The 17,865-nt window shown below is 70.1% G+C and carries 15 protein-coding genes; 12 read left to right on the top strand and 3 right to left on the bottom strand.

The features are described from left to right. The first annotated feature begins 248 nt into the window (after positions 1-248). The 7 genes from cysK (at position 249) to msrA (ending at position 8,436) form a co-directional block, all read left to right on the top strand. Positions 249-1,241: a cysteine synthase A gene (cysK, locus tag ATO4_RS16525; protein ID WP_083592637.1), complete on the top strand. Its 993-nt coding sequence runs from the start codon at positions 249-251 to the stop codon at positions 1,239-1,241. A gap of 61 nt (positions 1,242-1,302) precedes the next feature. Next, positions 1,303-1,818, top strand: a complete 516-nt coding sequence (locus ATO4_RS16520; protein ID WP_083592636.1) for a DUF6653 family protein — start codon at positions 1,303-1,305, stop codon at positions 1,816-1,818. 216 nt (positions 1,819-2,034) lie between these two features. Beyond that, entirely contained in the window at positions 2,035-3,843 is a 1,809-nt protein-coding gene (locus tag ATO4_RS16515) for a hypothetical protein (RefSeq protein ID WP_083592635.1), read from the top strand. 115 nt (positions 3,844-3,958) lie between these two features. After that, entirely contained in the window at positions 3,959-5,734 is a 1,776-nt protein-coding gene (locus ATO4_RS16510) for a hypothetical protein (RefSeq protein WP_139802504.1), read from the top strand. Between the two features lie 133 nt (positions 5,735-5,867). Beyond that, the gene (locus ATO4_RS16505; protein ID WP_083592633.1) at positions 5,868-6,650 is read left to right on the top strand and encodes an OmpA family protein; all 783 of its coding nucleotides are present in this window, start codon (positions 5,868-5,870) and stop codon (positions 6,648-6,650) included. 416 nt (positions 6,651-7,066) lie between these two features. Beyond that, entirely contained in the window at positions 7,067-7,492 is a 426-nt protein-coding gene (locus ATO4_RS16500) for a heme-binding protein (protein WP_083592632.1), read from the top strand. Between the two features lie 323 nt (positions 7,493-7,815). Next, the gene (gene msrA / locus ATO4_RS16495) at positions 7,816-8,436 is read left to right on the top strand and encodes a peptide-methionine (S)-S-oxide reductase MsrA (RefSeq protein ID WP_083592631.1); all 621 of its coding nucleotides are present in this window, start codon (positions 7,816-7,818) and stop codon (positions 8,434-8,436) included. An 87-nt stretch (positions 8,437-8,523) separates the two neighbouring features. Here msrA and ATO4_RS16490 read toward each other — a convergent pair whose 3' ends face one another. Further along, a complete protein-coding gene (locus tag ATO4_RS16490) occupies positions 8,524-9,198 on the bottom strand; it encodes an SDR family oxidoreductase (RefSeq protein ID WP_083592630.1) in 675 nt (224 codons plus the stop codon). A gap of 214 nt (positions 9,199-9,412) precedes the next feature. On the opposite strand from ATO4_RS16490, the gene dps reads away from it, so the two are divergent. Further along, on the top strand, positions 9,413-9,940 hold the full coding sequence (gene dps / locus ATO4_RS16485) for a DNA starvation/stationary phase protection protein Dps (protein WP_083592695.1): 528 nt from the start codon (positions 9,413-9,415) through the stop codon (positions 9,938-9,940). A 322-nt stretch (positions 9,941-10,262) separates the two neighbouring features. Here dps and fsa read toward each other — a convergent pair whose 3' ends face one another. Continuing rightward, complete coding sequence (fsa, locus tag ATO4_RS16475) at positions 10,263-10,916, bottom strand: fructose-6-phosphate aldolase (RefSeq protein WP_083592628.1); 654 nt, start codon at positions 10,914-10,916, stop codon at positions 10,263-10,265. A gap of 195 nt (positions 10,917-11,111) precedes the next feature. Here fsa and ATO4_RS16470 point away from each other — a divergent pair, with 195 nt between their 5' ends. The 4 genes from ATO4_RS16470 to ATO4_RS16455 all read left to right on the top strand — a co-directional run bounded on the left by ATO4_RS16470 (position 11,112) and on the right by ATO4_RS16455 (position 17,249). Continuing rightward, positions 11,112-12,365: a cytochrome P450 gene (locus ATO4_RS16470; protein WP_083592627.1), complete on the top strand. Its 1,254-nt coding sequence runs from the start codon at positions 11,112-11,114 to the stop codon at positions 12,363-12,365. A 295-nt stretch (positions 12,366-12,660) separates the two neighbouring features. After that, entirely contained in the window at positions 12,661-14,850 is a 2,190-nt protein-coding gene (locus ATO4_RS16465; RefSeq protein WP_083592626.1) for a primosomal protein N', read from the top strand. 37 nt (positions 14,851-14,887) lie between these two features. Further along, complete coding sequence (locus ATO4_RS16460) at positions 14,888-15,490, top strand: hypothetical protein (RefSeq protein ID WP_083592625.1); 603 nt, start codon at positions 14,888-14,890, stop codon at positions 15,488-15,490. 199 nt (positions 15,491-15,689) lie between these two features. Continuing rightward, positions 15,690-17,249 carry an alkaline phosphatase D family protein gene (locus ATO4_RS16455; protein WP_083592624.1) on the top strand — a complete coding sequence of 520 codons (1,560 nt, stop codon included), beginning with the start codon at positions 15,690-15,692 and terminating at the stop codon, positions 17,247-17,249. 221 nt (positions 17,250-17,470) lie between these two features. Here the strand turns inward: ATO4_RS16455 and ATO4_RS27790 are convergent, their stop codons facing one another. Continuing rightward, the gene (locus ATO4_RS27790) at positions 17,471-17,854 is read right to left on the bottom strand and encodes a DUF1344 domain-containing protein (RefSeq protein WP_176223029.1); all 384 of its coding nucleotides are present in this window, start codon (positions 17,852-17,854) and stop codon (positions 17,471-17,473) included. Between the last annotated feature and the right edge of the window lie 11 nt (positions 17,855-17,865).

The raw sequence follows: 17,865 nt of genomic DNA, 5'->3' as shown, positions 1-17,865 counted from the left end.
TCCCGCAACCCCCGACGCTTTGGAATAATCGGCCTCCAAGGTGCCTCGCCGGTGCCCTATGTTCGGTCCCGAGCGACGTTTCGACGCATGGTTCGGGCGGCATGCCCGGCGATCGCTCCCACATATGCCGCAAGGCAGCCCATGCGACGGATGCCGTCCGCCGGCACGACCCGCCGCGGGGCGTCGCAAGGATCGCATCAGCCGACGGGCAGGTCACGACCTGCGCCGGGCAAACCACGGAGGAAATCATGGACAAGCCGGTCAACGACGGTCAGCCGCGCACCAGGGGTCGCGGGCGGATCTACGATTCCATCACCGACACGATCGGCGACACGCCGCTGGTGCGTCTCGACAAGGTGGCCAGGCAGTACGGCGTCAAGGCCAACCTCCTCGCCAAGCTCGAATTCTTCAATCCGATCGCCAGCGTCAAGGATCGCATCGGCGTCGCGATGATCGAGAAGCTCGAGGCCGAGGGCAAGATTACGCCGGGCAAGACGACGCTGGTCGAGCCGACCTCGGGCAACACCGGCATCGGCCTCGCCTTCGCGGCCGCCGCCAAGGGCTACAAGCTGGTCCTGACGATGCCCGAGACGATGTCCATGGAGCGGCGCAAGATGCTCCGCCTGCTCGGCGCCGATCTCGTCCTCACCGAGGGCGCCAAGGGCATGAAGGGCGCCATCGCCAAGGCCGAGGAGCTGATCGCCCAGATCGAGGGCGCGGTGATGCCGCAGCAGTTCGAGAACCCGGCCAATCCGCAGATCCACCGGGTCACCACCGCCGAGGAAATCTGGAACGACACCGGCGGCAAGGTCGACGCGCTGGTCGCCGGCATCGGCACCGGCGGCACGATCACCGGCGCGGGCCAGGTGCTGAAGGAGCGCAACCCGGCGATCCGCATCGTCGCCGTCGAGCCCGAGGCCTCCCCGGTCCTGTCCGGCGGCACTCCCGGTCCCCACAAGATCCAGGGCATCGGCGCCGGCTTCGCCCCGGCGATCCTCGACCGCGAGATCTACGACGAGATCATCCAGGTCTCCAACGAGGAGACCTTCGAATACGCCCGCATGGTGGCGCGGCTCGAGGGCATCCCGGTCGGCATCTCGTCCGGCGCGGCGGTGCTGGCCGCGGTGAAGGTCGGCCAGCGCGAGGAGATGGCGGGCAAGAACATCGTCATCATCATCCCCTCCTTCGCCGAGCGCTATCTGTCGACCGCCCTGTTCGACGGGCTCGCCGACGAGAGCTGAGGCCTGAGGCCCCAGCACCGAGGGTCAGGAACAGAGAGAGAGAGAGGCAGGGGCGGGGACCATGGACATCTTCGCCCTTGCCGAGCGTTTGATGCGCATGGACGACGCGGCGTGGGAGCGGCACGCGAGCCCGCTCTCCGTCTGGACCCGGGTCGCGGCGCTCCCGCTTCTGGTCCTGGCGATCTGGAGCCGCGTCTGGCTCGGCGGCTGGTGCATCGTCCCGGTCGCCGCGGTGCTGGTCTTCGTCTACGTCAATCCCCGGCTGTTCCCGGCGCCCGCCCGCCGGGACAGCTGGGCGGCGAGGGCGACCTATGGCGAGCGGCTGTTCCTGGCGCGGCGGCAGCGCCCCGTCCCCCGCCATCATCAGCGGGCGGCGCTCGTCCTCACCGCCGTCTCCGTCGCCGGGATCCTGCCCCTGGCCCATGGTCTCTGGCGGCTGGAAGTCTGGCCGACCCTTTTCGGCCTTGCCCTCGTGATGGGCGGCAAGCTGTGGTTCTGCGACCGCATGGTCTGGCTCCACGACGACCTTCGAAACCCTTTGCCCGATGACGGCGAGCTCCGACCGCCGCGCCGCTGAGCCGACCGGCCGGCCCGCCGCCGGCTCCCCGAAACGTCATTTTCCCATGGCGTTCGGTGTGTTATCTTCCCCAAGGTTATGCAAGGATCCCGTGCGGCGCCGCCCGCGCTGTGTTGATAGCCCGATGGTGCTCGCTCGATGGTGCTCGCCCGATGATGACGCGGTCGAGCCTCCCCGGCGCGCCATGCCGCCGGGCCGGAAGGGAGACGCCGATCGATGCTGGACGGCCTTCGACGCTCGCCGACGAGCCTGATCGCCCGCGTCGGCTGCGCGGCGGCCGGGCTCGGTGACTTCATGTTTCGGCGCCGGCCAGCCGCCCTGCCGGTTCGCTTCGCCGCTGCCCTCTGCGCCGCCGCGGCCATCCTCGGCCCCACCCTCGGCATCGCCATCCTGCCGTCGCCCCTCCACGCCGCCGAATTCCGCGTCCTGCGCGAGGCCTTCAGCGCCAGCCGGCCGGAGCCGGTGATCGCCCTGTCCGGCGCTATCGGCAAGGGCGATGCGGCAAAGCTTGCCGCCGTCGTCGCCGATCTCTGCCGAAAGCGCGAGTGCGACTACCAGAACACCGCCGCAATGCTCACCCTCGACAGTCCCGGCGGCTCCTTCGGCGAGGGCATCGCCATCGCCAATCTGATGCGCGAGAAGAGCGTCGCGGCCATCGTCGAGGACGGCGCCGTCTGCCTCTCGGCCTGCGCGCTCGCCTGGCTCGGCGGGTCGAGCTTCCATGCCACCGGCGGCGTCGGCACCTATGTCGACCGCTATGTCGAGCCCGGCGGGCGGATCGGCTTCCACTCGCCCTACATCTCGCCGGCGGCGATGGCCGCCCTGCCGGAAGACCAGCGCCTCGACACCCAGGCGAGCGGCCTGCGCCTCGGCATCTCGACGCTGGTGCGGTTCCTCGCCGATTTCGCGGTCAGCCCGCTGGTGATCGACCGGATCGTCGCCATGGGGCCGGACGACGTCATGGCGATCGAGACGGTTGCCGACGTCGTCGCCTTCGGCGGCGAATTGCCGCCCGTGCCGGTCTCCACCCTCGGCCTCGACCGGCGGGCGATCACCCGCGCCGTCTGCGAGAAGCTGCTGGCGCTGCACTACCGCGCCGATCTCACCGAGGTCACCGCGCTGCAGGCCGACTACCGGGAATCCCCGGCAGGGCGGACGAAGGAGGGCGAAGTCTTCCTCGGCTTCGACATCGACGACCGGCCGCTGACCCTGGCCTTCTGCGGCGCCGGCGCCGGACAGGCGATCCCGTCGGGCGACTTTTCCGTGCAGCTCGCCCGCATGGCCTGGCTCGAGGACGTCAGCGATACCTATACCGAGCCCTTCACCAGCTTCGTCTTCTCCTCCAGCGGCTGGAACCAGGCGGCCTATGACGGCCAGCGGGCGAGCCAGAGCGTCCTGCGGCTGACGCCGATGATCTCCTGGCTCCTGCCGAGGGACATGCGCATCGCGGACCTTGCCCCCGCCGCCCGCGCCGCGATCGCCGCCGACAAGCGCGGCGTGCCGCTCCCCGCCGACCCGCCGCCTGCCGCCTCGCCGCCCGCTTCGTCCGGCTCCCTTGCCGCCGCGATCCCCGACGCGACCTCCTCCGCGGCGCCGGCTGCTCCGGCTGCCCCGCCCGAGGCCGGTTTCGCCCGGTTTTCCGCGGCAGTGATCTCGGACGTACGGCCCCTCGTCGATACGGGCGACCTGCGGGTCTGGCGCTTCGGCGATCTCGACGTCGAGGTCGATGTCGGGCCCGCCACCCTCTTTGCCGAGGAGCGCTTGCGGCGAGACGGGCTCGAGAAGCGCAACCTCACCTACGACAAGAGCTTTGCCGGCGCCTTCGTCTATTCCGGCGTCGCGCCGGATCGGCGCTCGGGCTTCTACACCTTCGCCCTCGACGACGGCGACGAGGCGGCGACGGTGCGCATGCGCTTCGCCCTCGGCGCCGACGGCCGGGCCTCGGTCGAGGCCCAGTCGCTGATCGGGAAGATCGCCTGCTCGGCGCGGTTCGGCTCGGCCGGCCTGCCTTGCGCGAAGAAATGAAGAAGTCAGGCCGGGTTCGGCGAAGCGCGCCGCGCCGGATCGCTCTGGCGCTTCCAATGACCAGGCGCGGTCGCACGAAAGGGCAGGCATGAGGGACGGTGGCGTGGAGGGTGGCGTGGCTTCGACGGGTGGCTCGATCTTGCGGCAACGCCGGCCGGCGCGCCCCTGGCGCGGCGTCGTGCGCAGCGCGCTCGCGGCGCTGGTCGCCCTGCCGATGGCCGTCGCCGCGCCGGGCGCTGCCCGTGCCGCGGGCGCCGACGACACGCTGGCGCTGATCGAGGCGCGGCTGCGCGACACCGTCGCCGACGTCCTCACCCGCAACTGCATCGGGCCGCAGGAGCCGCGGCCCTTCACCGTCACCTTCTACGGCCTGCCGATCGGCGATCCGCATTTCACCCAGAACGACCGGCAGCGCATCAACGACCTCGTCCTCACCGGCCTGCGCGAGGCGCGCCGCGTCGCCGTCGACGTCAGCGCCGCCGCTGATGCTGGGGCGCTGGCGCCGATCGCCGGCCTCGGCACGCCCGACCAGAACCAGCTGGCGACGGCCCTGTCGCGGCTCGGCTCGTCGACCCTGCCGATCGTCCTGAAGGCCAGCCGGCCGGAGCCGGGCGTCGCCCGGATCGATCTGTCGGTGTTCGCCCGGGGTGCCGACGGCGCCTATGGCTGCAACCGCTCGATCGCCTTCAACCTGGCGCTGGAGAGCCTGGAGCCGCAGGCCGACAGCCGCAGCCCGCGCGACTACCTCACCCTCGAGGGCGCCTACCGGCTGGCGCTGGCAACGCTCGCGCCCCGGCTGAAGAGCCTTCCCGGCGTCTATCTGAAGACCTCCGCCGATCCGGCCTGCGCCTATCTCGATCGGGCCGCGGAGCGCTTCCAGGATGCCTATTACGGCAACGGCACGATGGATTTCGGCGCCGGCCGCGAGCTGCCGGATCTTCTCATCGACGAACCCGCCGCGGGCAGCGACGTCGCGACCCTCGACCTCGCCTTCACCGTGCCGCGCCAGCCGGCCGACACGCTCGACATCCTCGCCTCGCTGCGCGCCAAGGGGCGGCTCCTGTCGCGCCAGCGCTATGCCGTCGCCGCCGAGACGGACGAGCTGGAAGCCTGCCGCGACGAGCCGGAGGTGGCCGACGGGCCGCCGCCCTCCGGCGAGGATCCGGAGCCGGTCGAGACCGCCGGCCGGACCGTCGACGATGCGGCACCTCCGGCCGCGCCGGAAGCCGCCGATCCTGGCGACGCGGCGGGAGGCGGCGGCAACCAAGGCGAGCCGGCGCCGCGCGCCGACGGCACCGTTCCCACCGTGCCGGTGCCGGTCGACCCCCTGGATGCGCCGGCCGATGGGTCGGCCGCTGGGCCGGCGGCGGATGGGCCGGCCATCAGCTTCGCGACCGAGCCCGAGCCCGAGCCCGAGCCCGAACCCGAACCTGAGCCCATTGCCGTTCCGGATCCCCTGCCGCCGGCCTGCCGGGAGGCCGGCCAGATCCTCGACTTTTCCGTCGGCCCGGCCACCGGGCGCACCGGCGACCGCCTGTCCCTGCGGGCGCTGGTCCGCCAGTGCACGCCGACCTTCTTCGGCTTCGCATCCGGCAAGGTCACGCCGATCCCCGTCCGCATCTTCGAGAAGACCGAGACGGCCTCCGGCGCGACCGCCTACGAGTCCTCGCCGCGGACCAGGGCCAAGCTCTATTTGGAAGAGACCGATCCGCTCGGGCTGAACAAGGTGGTGCTGTTCTGCTCGAGCTGCGTCGCCGAGCCGCAGAAATCCGATCTCGTCGACTGGCTGGGCGGGATCCGCGACGAGCTTTCCAGCGAGCGCCGCGCCGTCGCGGCGACGCTGCCCGGCGGCGTCGGCTATGCCATCGGCTCGGTCGAGAAGGTCCAGTGATGCTGGCGGCCCGGGAGATCGACTCCCCGACCGCTGGTAGCGAGCCCGCGCGGCGCTCGAGCGGTAACTCTTTGGCGTCGGTCGAAGACCGGGGCCGACGCTATGAGATGACATCTGAGGGAGACGGACGGCCATGGCCACGATCACGGTAAAGGCAGAGGCGCGGCCGCGGGGCGGCCGCCACGGCAGGAGCGGGATGTTCCGGGTCCGGCGGGCGGCTCTCGCCGGCGCCGCGGCGCTCCTGCTGATGGCGTCGGCCGGCGGGGCATTCGCCCAGGGCCTGTCGCTCGACAGCTTCGATCTCGATTCCGTCGCGCCCTCGGACCCTCGGCCGCCGGCGCAGTCGCCCGCGTCCGGCGCGTCCTCCGCCGGCCGCCTCAGCGACTGCCTCGTCAGCGGCGGCGCGGACTGCGCGGGAAGCGCCCAGAAATCCGCCAAATCCTTCTCCCTCGACGACCTGCAGAATCTCGGCGTCATCGAGGAGGCGCCGGAACCTGCGGTTGCCGCCGCGGCGAGCCCGGCCGAACGGCAGGAGGCGCGCGCCACCCTGGCGGTCGAGGAGTCCCGGCCCCTGCCGTCGATCGATATCGAGGTGCTCTTCGCCTATGACGACGACCAGCCGCTCGTCTCGGAATATGGCAAGATCACCGAGCTGGCGACGGCCCTCGGTGATCCCCGGCTCGCCGACAAGCGCTTCGTCCTCCTCGGCCACACCGACGCCGCCGGCGGCGACGCCTACAACCTCGCTCTGTCCCAGCGCCGCTCCGAGGCTCTGGCCGAGGCGCTCTCCCAGGCGTCGGGCCTGCCGCGCAGCCGCTTCGTCGCCTCCGGGCGCGGCGAGCGCGACCTGAAGAACCCCTACGATCCGGAGGCGGGGGAAAACCGCCGGGTGCAGATCCTCCTCGTCGGCCGCTGAGAAGCGCCGCCTGGCACCGCTCCTTGCAGGGACGCTGCCGTCCTCGGCGTTTCAGCATTCCGGCGTCGGCGCCAAGGCACCCCCCTCTGCCTGCCGGCATCTCCCCCACAAGGGGGGAGATCAGCCTGGCACGCCGGTCCGCACTCGATCTCCACTGTGAGGTGTTGGCAATGATCGGTGGCATGGAAGCGGAAGCGATAACGCGACTGATCTCCCTCCTTGTGGGGGAGATGCCCGCCCTTCGACCGGCTCAGGAGGGCAGAGGGGGGTGCCTCGGCGCAAACCGATCAGGCCCGCCGCGCAAGATGCTACGGCCGCCGCCCCGTCGATCCGCCCTTCGCAACGGACATTGCAGTTTCCGGCTGACAGCGCCGTCCCGTCGCCTATCTTCGGGCATCGAACACGAAGGAGATTCCATGCTGACGCTCGACAAGGCCCGCATCATCGTCGCCGAGACCCTGAAGACCGGCATCGCCAAGGGCTTCAAGCCGCTCACCGTCGCCGTCCTCGATGCCGGCGGTGCGCTGATCGCCCTCGAACGCTCGGACGGCTCGTCGCGCATGCGGCCGGACATCGCCATCGGCAAGGCCAACGGGGCGATCGGCCTCGGCATGGGCTCGCGCGCCCTCGGCAAGCGGGCCGAGGAGCAGGCCTATTTCATCCAGGCGATGAACGCGCTGGCCAAGGGCGTGCTGGTGCCGGTCCCGGGCGGCGTGCTGGTGAAGGGCGAGGGCGGCGCCATCCTCGGCGCCGTCGGCGTCACCGGCGACACCTCGGACAACGACGAGGCGGCGGCGATCGCCGGCATCGAGGCGGCGGGTTTTGCGGCCGACGGCGGCTGAGCGCCGCCGACCTGAATGACCGTTCGAGGCTCCGGATCGGCTCCGGAGCTTCGGCAGCCCCGAGCCTCGGCCCCGGACCCTGTCCGGGGCCCCGTTCGGGATCTGGCCCGGGACAGATCACGGCGGAAGTGATTTCGCCCCCTTGAAACAATCGCGGCGTTTCGTGCGAAGTTCCAGGCGAGCGACCGATGCGGCGGCTTGCGGCCGACCATTGCCGAGGGGTGATCTCTGCGGCCGGTCGGCGCGGCGCATCGGGTCATGGGCGCATCGGGTCATGGGCGCACCGGGTATGGGCGATCCTGGAGACGGGAATGGAGACGGTTATGAAGCGGACAATTTCTTCGGTGCTCGCGGGCGCGGCCGCGCTGTGGCTCGGTCTGGCGGCGCTTCCGGGCACTGCGGGCGCCCAGACGAGCGAGACGGCGATCTTCGCCGGCGGCTGTTTCTGGTGCGTCGAGAGCGATTTCGACCATGTCGCCGGCGTCCTCGACACGACGTCCGGCTATATCGGCGGCGAAGCCCAGAACCCGACCTATTACGACCACGAGGGGTTCCGCGAGGCGGTCCGGATCACCTACGACCCCTCCAAGGTCAGCTACGACAAGCTGCTGGAGGTGTTCTGGCACTCGGTCGATCCGACTGACGCCGGCGGCCAGTTCTGCGACCGCGGCTACGCCTACACCACCGCGATCTATGCGACGTCGGACGAGCAGCTGAAGGAGGCGAAGGCCTCCGAGGCGGCGGTGAAGAAGGATCTCGGCGAGGTGGCGACCGAGGTCACCACGGCCCCGAAATTCTGGGACGCCGAGGGCTACCATCAGGACTACTACAAGAAGAACCCGCTGAAATATAAGTACTATCGCACCGGCTGCGGGCGCAATTCGCGGGTCGAGTCGGTCTGGGGCGACAAGGCCTTCATGGGCATCAAGGAGCACATGGGCTGAGGCTGGCCTTCCGCGAAAGCCGGGCGGCACTGGCCCGTCCGGCCACGACGCGACGGATCGGGAGGCGGACCCGCCGCGGCGCCGCCCTCAACGCCTGAGCGGCTCGACCCAGATCTCGCCGGCGAGGACGTTCTCCGGCTGCGACAGGGCATAGATCACGGCCCGGGCGATGTCGTCGGCGACGAGGGCGCCCGGCTTCGGTTCGTCGAAGAACGGCGTGTCGACCATGCCGGGCTCGATCAGCGTCACCTTCACGCCTTTCTCCCGCATCTCCTCGCGCAGGTTTGCGCCATAGCCCGACATCGCCCATTTGGTCGCGCCATAGACCGAACCGGGGATGACCTTGCGCCCGGCGCCGGAGCTGGTGATGAGGATATGCCCCCGGGCGGCGGCGATCGCCTCGTACGCGGCCTTGACACTGTACATGACACCAAGAACGTTCGTCAGCACCATCTGCCGCCATTCCGCCGGATCGCCGCCGGCGGTGCCGGAGCCCGTGGCGCCGACGCCGGCATTGGCGAAAAGAGCGTTAAGGCCGCCGAAGCGCTCGATCACGGCCGCGACGGCGGTCTGCTGGGACGCGAAATCGGTGACGTCGCAGCCGACCGCCAGGGCGTTGTCCGGGCCAAGCTCGTCGACGAGCCCGTCGAGCTTCTCCTTGCGCCGGGCGGCGAGTCCCACCCGGTAGCCGGCCTCGACGGCGCGCCTCGCCGTCGCCGCGCCGATGCCGCTCGACGCGCCGGTGATGAGCATCGTCTTCATCGTGGCTGTCTCCCTTGACTGATCTGGATCGCATCTGGCGCGGAGGGCGGGCCGTGCAACCGCAGCGAGCCGGCTTTCGGCGGGGGAGACGTTTGGGCCGGAGTGCGGGATCATTTTCGGAACTTCGGCCCCTCGCATTGGTTATCGAGCGAGTTTTCGCGCGGGCCGTCACCGACGGTCCGTCCGCGTTTCCATGTTCGAGAAGGGACCACCGATGGCCAAGGGCAACAAGAGCGACAAAGCCGAGAAGACCGGCAAGACCAATCTCCATCCGACCAAGAACCCGATTTCCGAGAACATCCGCGGCTCGATGGTCGAGCTCTTGCAGGTTCACCTGGCGACGGCGGTCGACATCACCTACCAGACCAAACAGGCCCACTGGAACGTCAAGGGCATGAACTTCATCGCCGTGCACAAGCTGTTCGACGAGCTGCACGAATTGACCGAAGGCTATGTCGACACCATCGCCGAGCGCCTGACGGCGATCGGCGGCCAGGCCCACGGCACGGTGCAGGCGGCGGTGGAGAACTCGATTCTCGAGCCTTACCCGCTCGACCTCGTCAAGTCCGAGGATCACCTGAAGCGTCTCACCGAGAGCTACGCCGCCTGGAGCGCGGCGGTGGAGAAGGGCATCGAGGAGGCCTCCGAGGCCGGCGATCCCCTGACCGAGGACTTGCTCACCGCCGTCGGGCGCGGTCTCGACAAGTCGATCTACTTCATGGAGAGCCACTTCCAGTCCTGATCGGCTGGAAGCGCGCCCGGTCGGGCGTGGAGCGATCCTGATGACCCCGGAGGGCGGCGCATGGCGTCGCCCTTTTTCGTCCGCCCGGTGATCCGAGCGGAGCCGCCCCTGTCGAGCCAGTTCGATCTGGCCGCTCTGCCTCTCATGCTTGCCGCGCTGTTCGGCAGCATTTCCGGCTGGGCGAGGATGGTGGGCACCCGTTGGCGCCGGGGGCTAGGCCGGCCGCGATCGTCGCAAAAAGGCCGGCCCACCCTCTGAAGGGAAGGGGCCGGCCCAGCCATTTTATCGCGGTCGCCGCAAGGCAGGAAGGCGTATCGCCGCCTCAGCCGATGGTCTGGCCGGTCGCCTTCCAGTCGGCGAGGAAGGTCTCGAGGCCCTTGTCCGTCAGCGGGTGCTTGACGAGGCCCTTCAGCGTCGCCGGCGGCACCGTCGCGACGTCGGCGCCGATCAGGGCGGCCTCGCGCACGTGGTTCATCGTGCGGATCGAGGCGGCGAGGATCTCGGTGTCGAAGCCGTAATTGTCGTAGATCCGGCGGATGTCGGCGATCAGCTCCATGCCGTCGAGATTGATGTCGTCGAGGCGGCCGATGAAGGGCGAGATGAAGGTCGCGCCGGCCTTGGCGGCGAGCAGCGCCTGGACGGCGGAGAAGCAGAGCGTGACGTTGACGAGGTAGCCCTCGTTGGTCAGCTCGTTGCAGGCCTTCAGCCCGTCCATAGTCAGCGGCAGCTTGATGCAGACGTTGTCGGCGATGCCGGCGAGGAACTTGCCCTCGCGGATCATCTCCTGCGCCTCGATGGCGGCGACCTCGGCCGAGACCGGGCCGTCGACGATCTCGCAGATCTCGGCGATGATGTCCGTCATCGGCCGGTTGGCCTTCTTGATCAGCGACGGGTTGGTGGTGACGCCATCGAGCAGGCCGGCTTCCGCCAGCTCGCGGATCTCGGCGACGTCGGCGGTATCGACGAAGAATTTCATGGGAGTGCCCTCCGGAAGATGAGTCTGGCCACGGGATGCGGCCTCCTTAGCAGGTTGTCCGGCTCCAATGCCATATGGGGGGCGCAAGTTCGGATGGAACCCGCCGGATTGGCCACGGTCTCAATAGCTTGACCCCGCCGCGAAATGGCAAATGTGACTCCTGCAAGCACCATCAGCCTCGCAGGGAAGCCCGCCATGCCCCAAATTCCGAAGGACGACGTCCTCGACAGTTCGGTCGCGCTTCAGAGCGAGGGCTATGAATTCGTCGCCGTTCGCTGCCGCCGCTTCGGCTCGGAGATCTTTGCGGCGCGCCTCCTCGGCGAGACCTACTACTGCATGCGCGGACCGGACGCCGCGCGGATGTTCTACGAGCCGGACCGGATGACCCGCAACGGCGCGCTGCCGACCTTCGTCCTGCATCTCCTGCAGGACGAAGGCAGCGTCGCGACGCTGGACGGGGCGGCGCATCGCTGCCGCAAGGCGATGTTTCTGACGATGATGAGCGAGGCGCGGCTCGGCGAACTCGCCGCCTTCGTGCGCGGCGATCTCCTCGAGCAGCTGCAGGGCCTCGCCGGTCTCGGCCCCGTCGCCCTGCACGACGTGTTCCGGCATGTTCTCACCCGGACGGCCTGCCGCTGGGCCGGCATCGAACTCGCGGTCGAGGAACTCGCCGACCTTGCCGACGAGCTCGGCGCGATGATCGCGGAGGCGGGACATCCCGGCCCGATGAACTGGATCGCCCGCGGCCGGCGCAGGAAGGCCGAGGCGATGATCCGGCACATCGTCGACGAGGTGCGCGCCGGCAGGGTCGCGGCCGATCCCGACCGGGCGCTGGGGATCGTCACCGCCCACCGCGACCTGTCCGGGCATCTCCTCGCGCCGGAGGTCTGCACCGTCGAACTCCTCAACGTCGTCCGCCCGATCTTCGCGGTCGCGCGCTACCTGGTCTTTCTCATGGCGGCGCTGCGCGATCATCCGGAGCTGCGGCCGCGGCTTGCCGCCGAGAGCGACTACCGCCACGCCTTCGTCCAGGAAGTGCGGCGGCTGACGCCGTTCTTTCCCGTCGTCGCCGGCATCGCCCGCCACGGCTTCGACTGGCAGGGGCACCGCTTCGAGGCTGGCGATCGCTTCCTCCTCGATCTCTACGGCACCACCCATCACGAGGCCGTCTGGCCGCAGGCGGAGGAATTCCTCCCCGACCGTTTCCTCTCCGGCCCCGGCGACGCCTACACTCTCATCCCGCAGGGCGGCGGCGACCACTTCGCCAACCACCGCTGCCCCGGCGAATGGGCGACCATCCGCATCATGGAGGCGGTGCTCGCCGCCATGGTCCGCGAGGTCGACTACGACGTGCCGCCCCAGGATCTGTCGGTCGATCTGTCGAAGCTTCCGGCGCTGCCCAGGAGCGGCTTCCTCGCCGCGATCGCCGCCGTCCACCCGGCGCCGTGACCCTGCGGCGGTGACCCTGCCGCAGTGACCCGGCGCCATTGCGGCCTTGCGAAGCGTCGGCCGTCTCGGCAGCGGCGGTGGTCCGCCCCCGCGAAGCGGTTTCAACTTCCGGGCCCGGATCGTAGACTGGGACCCGCGACTCGCTTCGGCGCCGCGGTCGTGGAGGCATTCGGCCCGCGCTCTGGAGCGGCAGGCGCCCCGGGCGGGTCGATCGCGGCTTGCCGCCCGGCGCGAGCCACCCCCATATCCGGCCGGCCCGCCGCAGACCCGCGCCGTTTCCCATCGTGGAGCCCCGTTGAACCTCACCGACCAGCTCTTTCCCGAAGCCGTGGTTCCCGTCCTGGTGCCGCTGCCCGCCGACCGGCCCTATTCCTATACGGTGCCGGAGGGGATGGTCGTGCGTCCGGGCTCGATCGTCCAGGTGCCGCTCGGGCCGCGCCAGGTGGCCGGCGTCGTCTGGGACGGGCCGACGGATGCGGTGGATGCGAGGAAGCTTCGGCCGATCACCCACGTCTTCGACTGCCCGCCGCTGGACGAGACCATGCGCCGCTTCGTCGACTGGGTCGCCGACTACACGCTGTCGCCGCCGGGCCTCGTCGTGCGGATGGCTCTGAGGGCTCCGGCGGCCTTCGATCCCGAGGCGTGGATCGAGGGGATCGAGGCGACGGGCGAGGCGCCGGATCGCGTCACGCCCGCGCGAAAGCGCGTGCTTTCGGCGGCCGAGGATGCCCCCGCCTGGTCGAAGAGCGGGCTCGCCCATGCGGCCGGCGTCAGCACCTCGGTCGTCGACGGGCTCCTGAAGCAGGGCGTCTTCAGGACCGTGCGCTTTCCGCCGCCGCCGGCCGTCCCCGAGCCCGATACGGGCTATGGCCGCGCCACTCTCAGCGAGGATCAGGCGAAGGCCGCCGGCGACCTCGTCGCGGCGGTCGAAAAGGCACGCTTCCAGCCGCTGCTGCTCGAGGGCGCCACCGGCTCCGGCAAGACCGAGGTCTATTTCGAGGCTGTCGCCGCGGCCCTCGATGCCGGCCGGCAGGTGCTGATCCTCCTGCCCGAGATCGCGCTCACCCAGAGCTTCATCGACCGCTTCCATTCCCGCTTCGGCGCGCCGCCGGCCGAATGGCATTCGGACGTTGCGCCGAAGAAGCGCGAGGCGATCTGGCGCCAGGTGGCGGAAGGCCGGGTGCGGATCGTCGCCGGTGCGCGGTCCTCGCTGTTCCTGCCGTTCAGGGAGCTCGGCCTCATCGTCGTCGACGAGGAGCACGACCCCGCCTACAAGCAGGAGGACCGCACCTTCTACCATGCCCGCGACATGGCGGTGGTGCGTGCCTCGCTCGGCGGCTTTCCCATCGTCCTCGCCTCGGCGACGCCGTCCATCGAGACCCGCGTCAACGCCGTCAGCGGCCGCTACGCCCATGTCCGGCTGAAGGCGCGGCACGGCGATGCGGCGCTGCCCGAACTCTCCCTCGTCGACATGCGCCGCCATCCCCCGGCGAGGGGCCGCTTCGTCTCGCCGGTGCTTGAGACCGAGATCCGCAAGACGCTGGCGAAGGGCGAACAGGCGCTCCTGTTCCTCAATCGCCGGGGATACGCGCCCCTGACCCTCTGCCGGGTCTGCGGCCACCGGTTCCAGTGCCACAACTGCTCGACCTGGCTGGTGGATCACCGGCTGCGGGGCGTCCTCCAGTGCCACCATTGCGGCTTCTCGACGCCCCGCCCCGAAGCCTGCCCCGAATGCGGCACGCTGGATCATCTCGTCGCCTGCGGCCCGGGGGTGGAGCGGATCGCCGAGGAGATGGTGGAAGACTTTCCCGAGGCGCGCACCATCGTCCTGTCCTCCGACATCGCCGGCGGCCCGCGCCGGCTGCGCCGTGAACTCGAAGCCGTCGCCGACGGTGAGGCCGACATCGTGATCGGCACCCAACTGGTGGCGAAAGGCCATCATTTTCCGAAGATGACGCTGGTCGGCGCGATCGACGCCGATCTCGGCCTTGCCAACGGCGATCCGCGGGCCGCCGAGCGCACCTTCCAGCTGCTCCATCAGGTGACCGGCCGCGCCGGGCGCACGGGGCTCGCCAGCCGCGGACTGATCCAGACCTTCCAGCCCCAGCATCCGGTCATGCAGGCCCTCGTCGCGGCCGATCCCGAGAGCTTCTACGACAGCGAGATCGACGAGCGCCGGCGCAGCGCCCTGCCGCCCTTCGGCCGGCTCGCGGCGATCATCGTCTCGGCCGACAGCCGCAGGGACGCCGAAGCCCATGCCCGGGAAATCCGCAAGGCGGCGCCCGAGGCGCCGGAGATCGAGATGCTCGGGCCGGCCGAGGCGCCGCTTGCCGTGGTGCGCGGGCGGCACCGGTTCCGGCTCCTCGTCGAGGCCAGCCGGCGGGCGCCGATCCAGGCCTATCTGCGCGAGACGCTGGCGAACGCGCCGCGCCCGCGCGGCTCGGTCCAGATACAAATCGACATGGACCCACAGAGCTTTCTGTGAGACATCCGGGGCAGGGGCGAGGTTCCGAGGTATCGACATGACGAGGACAGAGAAAGGCCGCTGGCGGGCGATCGTCGCCGCAACCGTTCTTCTCGTGGCCGCAGACGCGTTCGCCCAGGATCCGCCGTCCGGCGGAATCGATCTGGAATCGTCGCCCTTCGCCGCGCCCAAGCCCGGCCAGAGCCAGGAGCCGTCCTCCGGCCTGACCCCGCGCGGGCTCAATCTCGGCCGGCTCGACTGGGCGCCGATCGCCAGCCGTTGCGCCTTCGTGCGGACCGATGCCGGCGGCAAGCCGGAAGCGCTGCCCAGGCCCGGCACGAACGAGCAGGCCGATGACGGCTACACAAGCTTCGTCTTCGTCACCATGGTCGCCGACCACGCCGGCGAGGGCCAGCCCCTCGAGCGCGGCTACGTGATGGCCAACGGCCTCGTGCGGGAGCTGGAAAAGGGCAAGACCGCGGCCGGCAAGGACGGGGCGGTCGTCACCAACTGGCGGGCGGCCGGCGAGCCGCGCATCAGCGTCGGTCTCGTCCTCACGGGGACGCAGATGCTGGACGATCACATCGAATACACCGGTAAGATGACGGTCTTCTGGGGCGACAAGAAGGAAGAGGTCTCGGTCCGCGGCCGCTGCGCCTGATCGCGCTGCGACGCCCCGGCCGCCCGCGGCCGCCGGGGCGCGGCGGCCGGTCCGGCGCGCGGCACGGCTGCGGCGGGTGCCTCGGCCTTTCGCTCCGGGCGATCCCTGCCGTCGCTAAAGTTTCATCCGGGCGAAGCTCGCCTGACATGGAATCTTTCGAAAGTGCCGCCGGTCTCACCCGGATTCGAAAGGTCCCCAGATGGTGCTCTCCCTCACGCGTCGCCGCTTCCTCGCCCAGAGCGGCGTCGCCGCTCTCGCCGCCGGCTCGTCCTTCGCCATGCCGGCCATCAGCCGCGCCGCGACCCGGCCGGAATTCACCCACGGCGTCCAGACCGGCGACGTCGATGCCACCTCCGGCATGGTCTGGACGCGGGTCGACCGGCCGGCCCGGATCGATTTCGAATGGGCGACCACCGAGAGCTTCGCCAATGCCCGCAAGCTGCACGCCCTGACGTCGTCGCCGGCCTCCGACTTCACCGTCAAGCGCCTGATCGACGGCCTGCCGTCGGACCAGGAGATCTTCTGGCGCGCCGTCGCCACCGACCTGACCGACACCAACGGCGTCTCCCAGCCGATCGTCGGCCGCTTCCGCACCGCGCCGGCCTCGCGCCGCTCGGTCCGCTTCACCTGGTCGGGCGACACCGTCGGCCAGGGCTGGGGCATCGACGAGGCTCGCGGCGGCATGATCGGCTACGCCACCATGGCCAAGCACGAGCCGGACTTCTTCCTGCATTCCGGCGACACGATCTATGCCGACGGCCCGCTGAAGGAGAGCGTGGAGCTGGCGGACGGCACGATCTGGAAGAACATCGTCACGCCGGAGAAGTCGAAGGTTGCCGAGACCCTCGAGGAATATCGCGGCCAGTGGAAGTACAACCTCCTCGACAAGAACGTCCAGGCGCTCAACGCCTCGGTCCCGACCTTCTACCAGTGGGACGACCATGAGGTGGTCAACAACTGGTCCTCGACCAAGGACCTGTCCGCCGACGAGCGCTACAGCGTCAAGGAGATCGGTCTCCTGTCGGCGCGCGGCGCCCGCGCCTTCCACGAGATGACCCCGATCCGCTTCGTGCCCCAGGAGCCCGGCCGGGTCTATCGCAAGATCGCCTACGGGCCGATGCTCGACATCTTCTTCCTCGACCTGCGCTCCTATCGCGGCGGCAACAGCGACAACCTGCAGCCGACCGCCTCTGATGCCAGCGCCATCCTGGGCGCCGAGCAGATCGCCTGGCTGAAGCGCGAGCTGGCCAACTCCAGCGCCACCTGGAAGGTGATCGCCTCCGACATGCCGATCGGCCTCCTGGTGCCGGACGGCGAGAAGTGGGAGGCCGTCGCCAATGGCGACAACGGCGATGCGAAGGGCCGCGAGCTGGAATTCGCCGATCTGTTGCGCTTCATCAAGTCGGCCGGCATCACCAACACCGTCTGGCTGACGGCGGACGTCCACTACACCGCCGCCCACCATTATTCGCCGGAGCGCGCGGCCTTCCAGGACTTCGAGCCGTTCTGGGAGTTCGTCTCCGGCCCGATCCATGCCGGCACCTTCGGCCCGAACGACCTCGACATGACCTTCGGTCCCGAGGTGCGCTACGTGAAGGCCCCGGCCGACGGCCAGGTCAACCTGCCGCCCTCGGCCGGCCTGCAGTTCTTCGGCATCGTCGACATCGACGGCGCCAGCGAGGAACTGACCGTCCGCCTCATGGACACCGCCGACACCGAATTGTGGAAGACCACGCTGCAGCCGGTCCGCAAGGCCTGATCCAGCGCTTGAACGAAACGGACCGGAGGCCTGGCCTCCGGTCCGCTGCAGCCGGCCGGGCGAGGGGGCACCCGGGCGGCTCTGGGGTGGGATCGCTCCGGTCGCGAAGCCGCTTGACGGGGCTCCGCTGTTTCCGAGGGTGATCGGACGTCATCCGCCCGGTGTTTCGCCTTCGCGGCCCTTGCCCCGACCCTCTGGGCCGAGCCGGGCCCCGGCAAGGCCTATTTCATCGCCCGCACGCTCGTTGCCGACCTCGTCTTGCCGTTCATCAGGTAGCTGACCCGGACGTGCTCGCCCGTCTTCACCGCCGAGGCGGTGACGTCCGCCGGCAGCACGAAGGTCTTGCCGTCGGCCAGCGTCAGGGTCCTGGCGGCGGCGTCGACCGACTTGATCCTGCCCGTCGCCTCGTGGGCCTTGGCGCTTGCCACGTGCTTGACCGAACCTTTCGACATCGCGCCGCCCGACATCGCGCCAGACGACATCGAACCGGACGGCGTCGTACCGTGCGACATCGCGTCCTGCGCCATGCTCGGCGATGCCGCGAAGGCGGGCGCCCCGGCGATCAGGCAGGCGGCGAGGGTGAGGGGGATTGTGAGACTACGCATCGGCGCATCCT

The organism is Aurantimonas sp. 22II-16-19i (genome assembly GCF_002088275.1).
Lineage (GTDB): Bacteria > Pseudomonadota > Alphaproteobacteria > Rhizobiales > Rhizobiaceae > Jiella.
This window is presented reverse-complemented; position numbering and strand designations above follow the sequence as displayed.

Excerpts from the sequence above, each read along its gene's own strand:
- cysK (WP_083592637.1), top strand. The coding sequence starts at position 249 with ATGGACAAGCCGGTCAACGACGGTCAGCCGCGCACCAGGGGTCGCGGG.
- ATO4_RS16520 (WP_083592636.1), top strand. The coding sequence starts at position 1,303 with ATGGACATCTTCGCCCTTGCCGAGCGTTTGATGCGCATGGACGACGCG.
- ATO4_RS16515 (WP_083592635.1), top strand. The coding sequence starts at position 2,035 with ATGCTGGACGGCCTTCGACGCTCGCCGACGAGCCTGATCGCCCGCGTC.
- ATO4_RS16505 (WP_083592633.1), top strand. The coding sequence starts at position 5,868 with ATGGCCACGATCACGGTAAAGGCAGAGGCGCGGCCGCGGGGCGGCCGC.
- ATO4_RS16500 (WP_083592632.1), top strand. The coding sequence starts at position 7,067 with ATGCTGACGCTCGACAAGGCCCGCATCATCGTCGCCGAGACCCTGAAG.
- msrA (WP_083592631.1), top strand. The coding sequence starts at position 7,816 with ATGAAGCGGACAATTTCTTCGGTGCTCGCGGGCGCGGCCGCGCTGTGG.
- ATO4_RS16490 (WP_083592630.1), bottom strand. The coding sequence starts at position 9,198 with ATGAAGACGATGCTCATCACCGGCGCGTCGAGCGGCATCGGCGCGGCG.
- dps (WP_083592695.1), top strand. The coding sequence starts at position 9,413 with ATGGCCAAGGGCAACAAGAGCGACAAAGCCGAGAAGACCGGCAAGACC.
- fsa (WP_083592628.1), bottom strand. The coding sequence starts at position 10,916 with ATGAAATTCTTCGTCGATACCGCCGACGTCGCCGAGATCCGCGAGCTG.
- ATO4_RS16470 (WP_083592627.1), top strand. The coding sequence starts at position 11,112 with ATGCCCCAAATTCCGAAGGACGACGTCCTCGACAGTTCGGTCGCGCTT.
- ATO4_RS16460 (WP_083592625.1), top strand. The coding sequence starts at position 14,888 with ATGACGAGGACAGAGAAAGGCCGCTGGCGGGCGATCGTCGCCGCAACC.
- ATO4_RS16455 (WP_083592624.1), top strand. The coding sequence starts at position 15,690 with ATGGTGCTCTCCCTCACGCGTCGCCGCTTCCTCGCCCAGAGCGGCGTC.
- ATO4_RS27790 (WP_176223029.1), bottom strand. The coding sequence starts at position 17,854 with ATGCGTAGTCTCACAATCCCCCTCACCCTCGCCGCCTGCCTGATCGCC.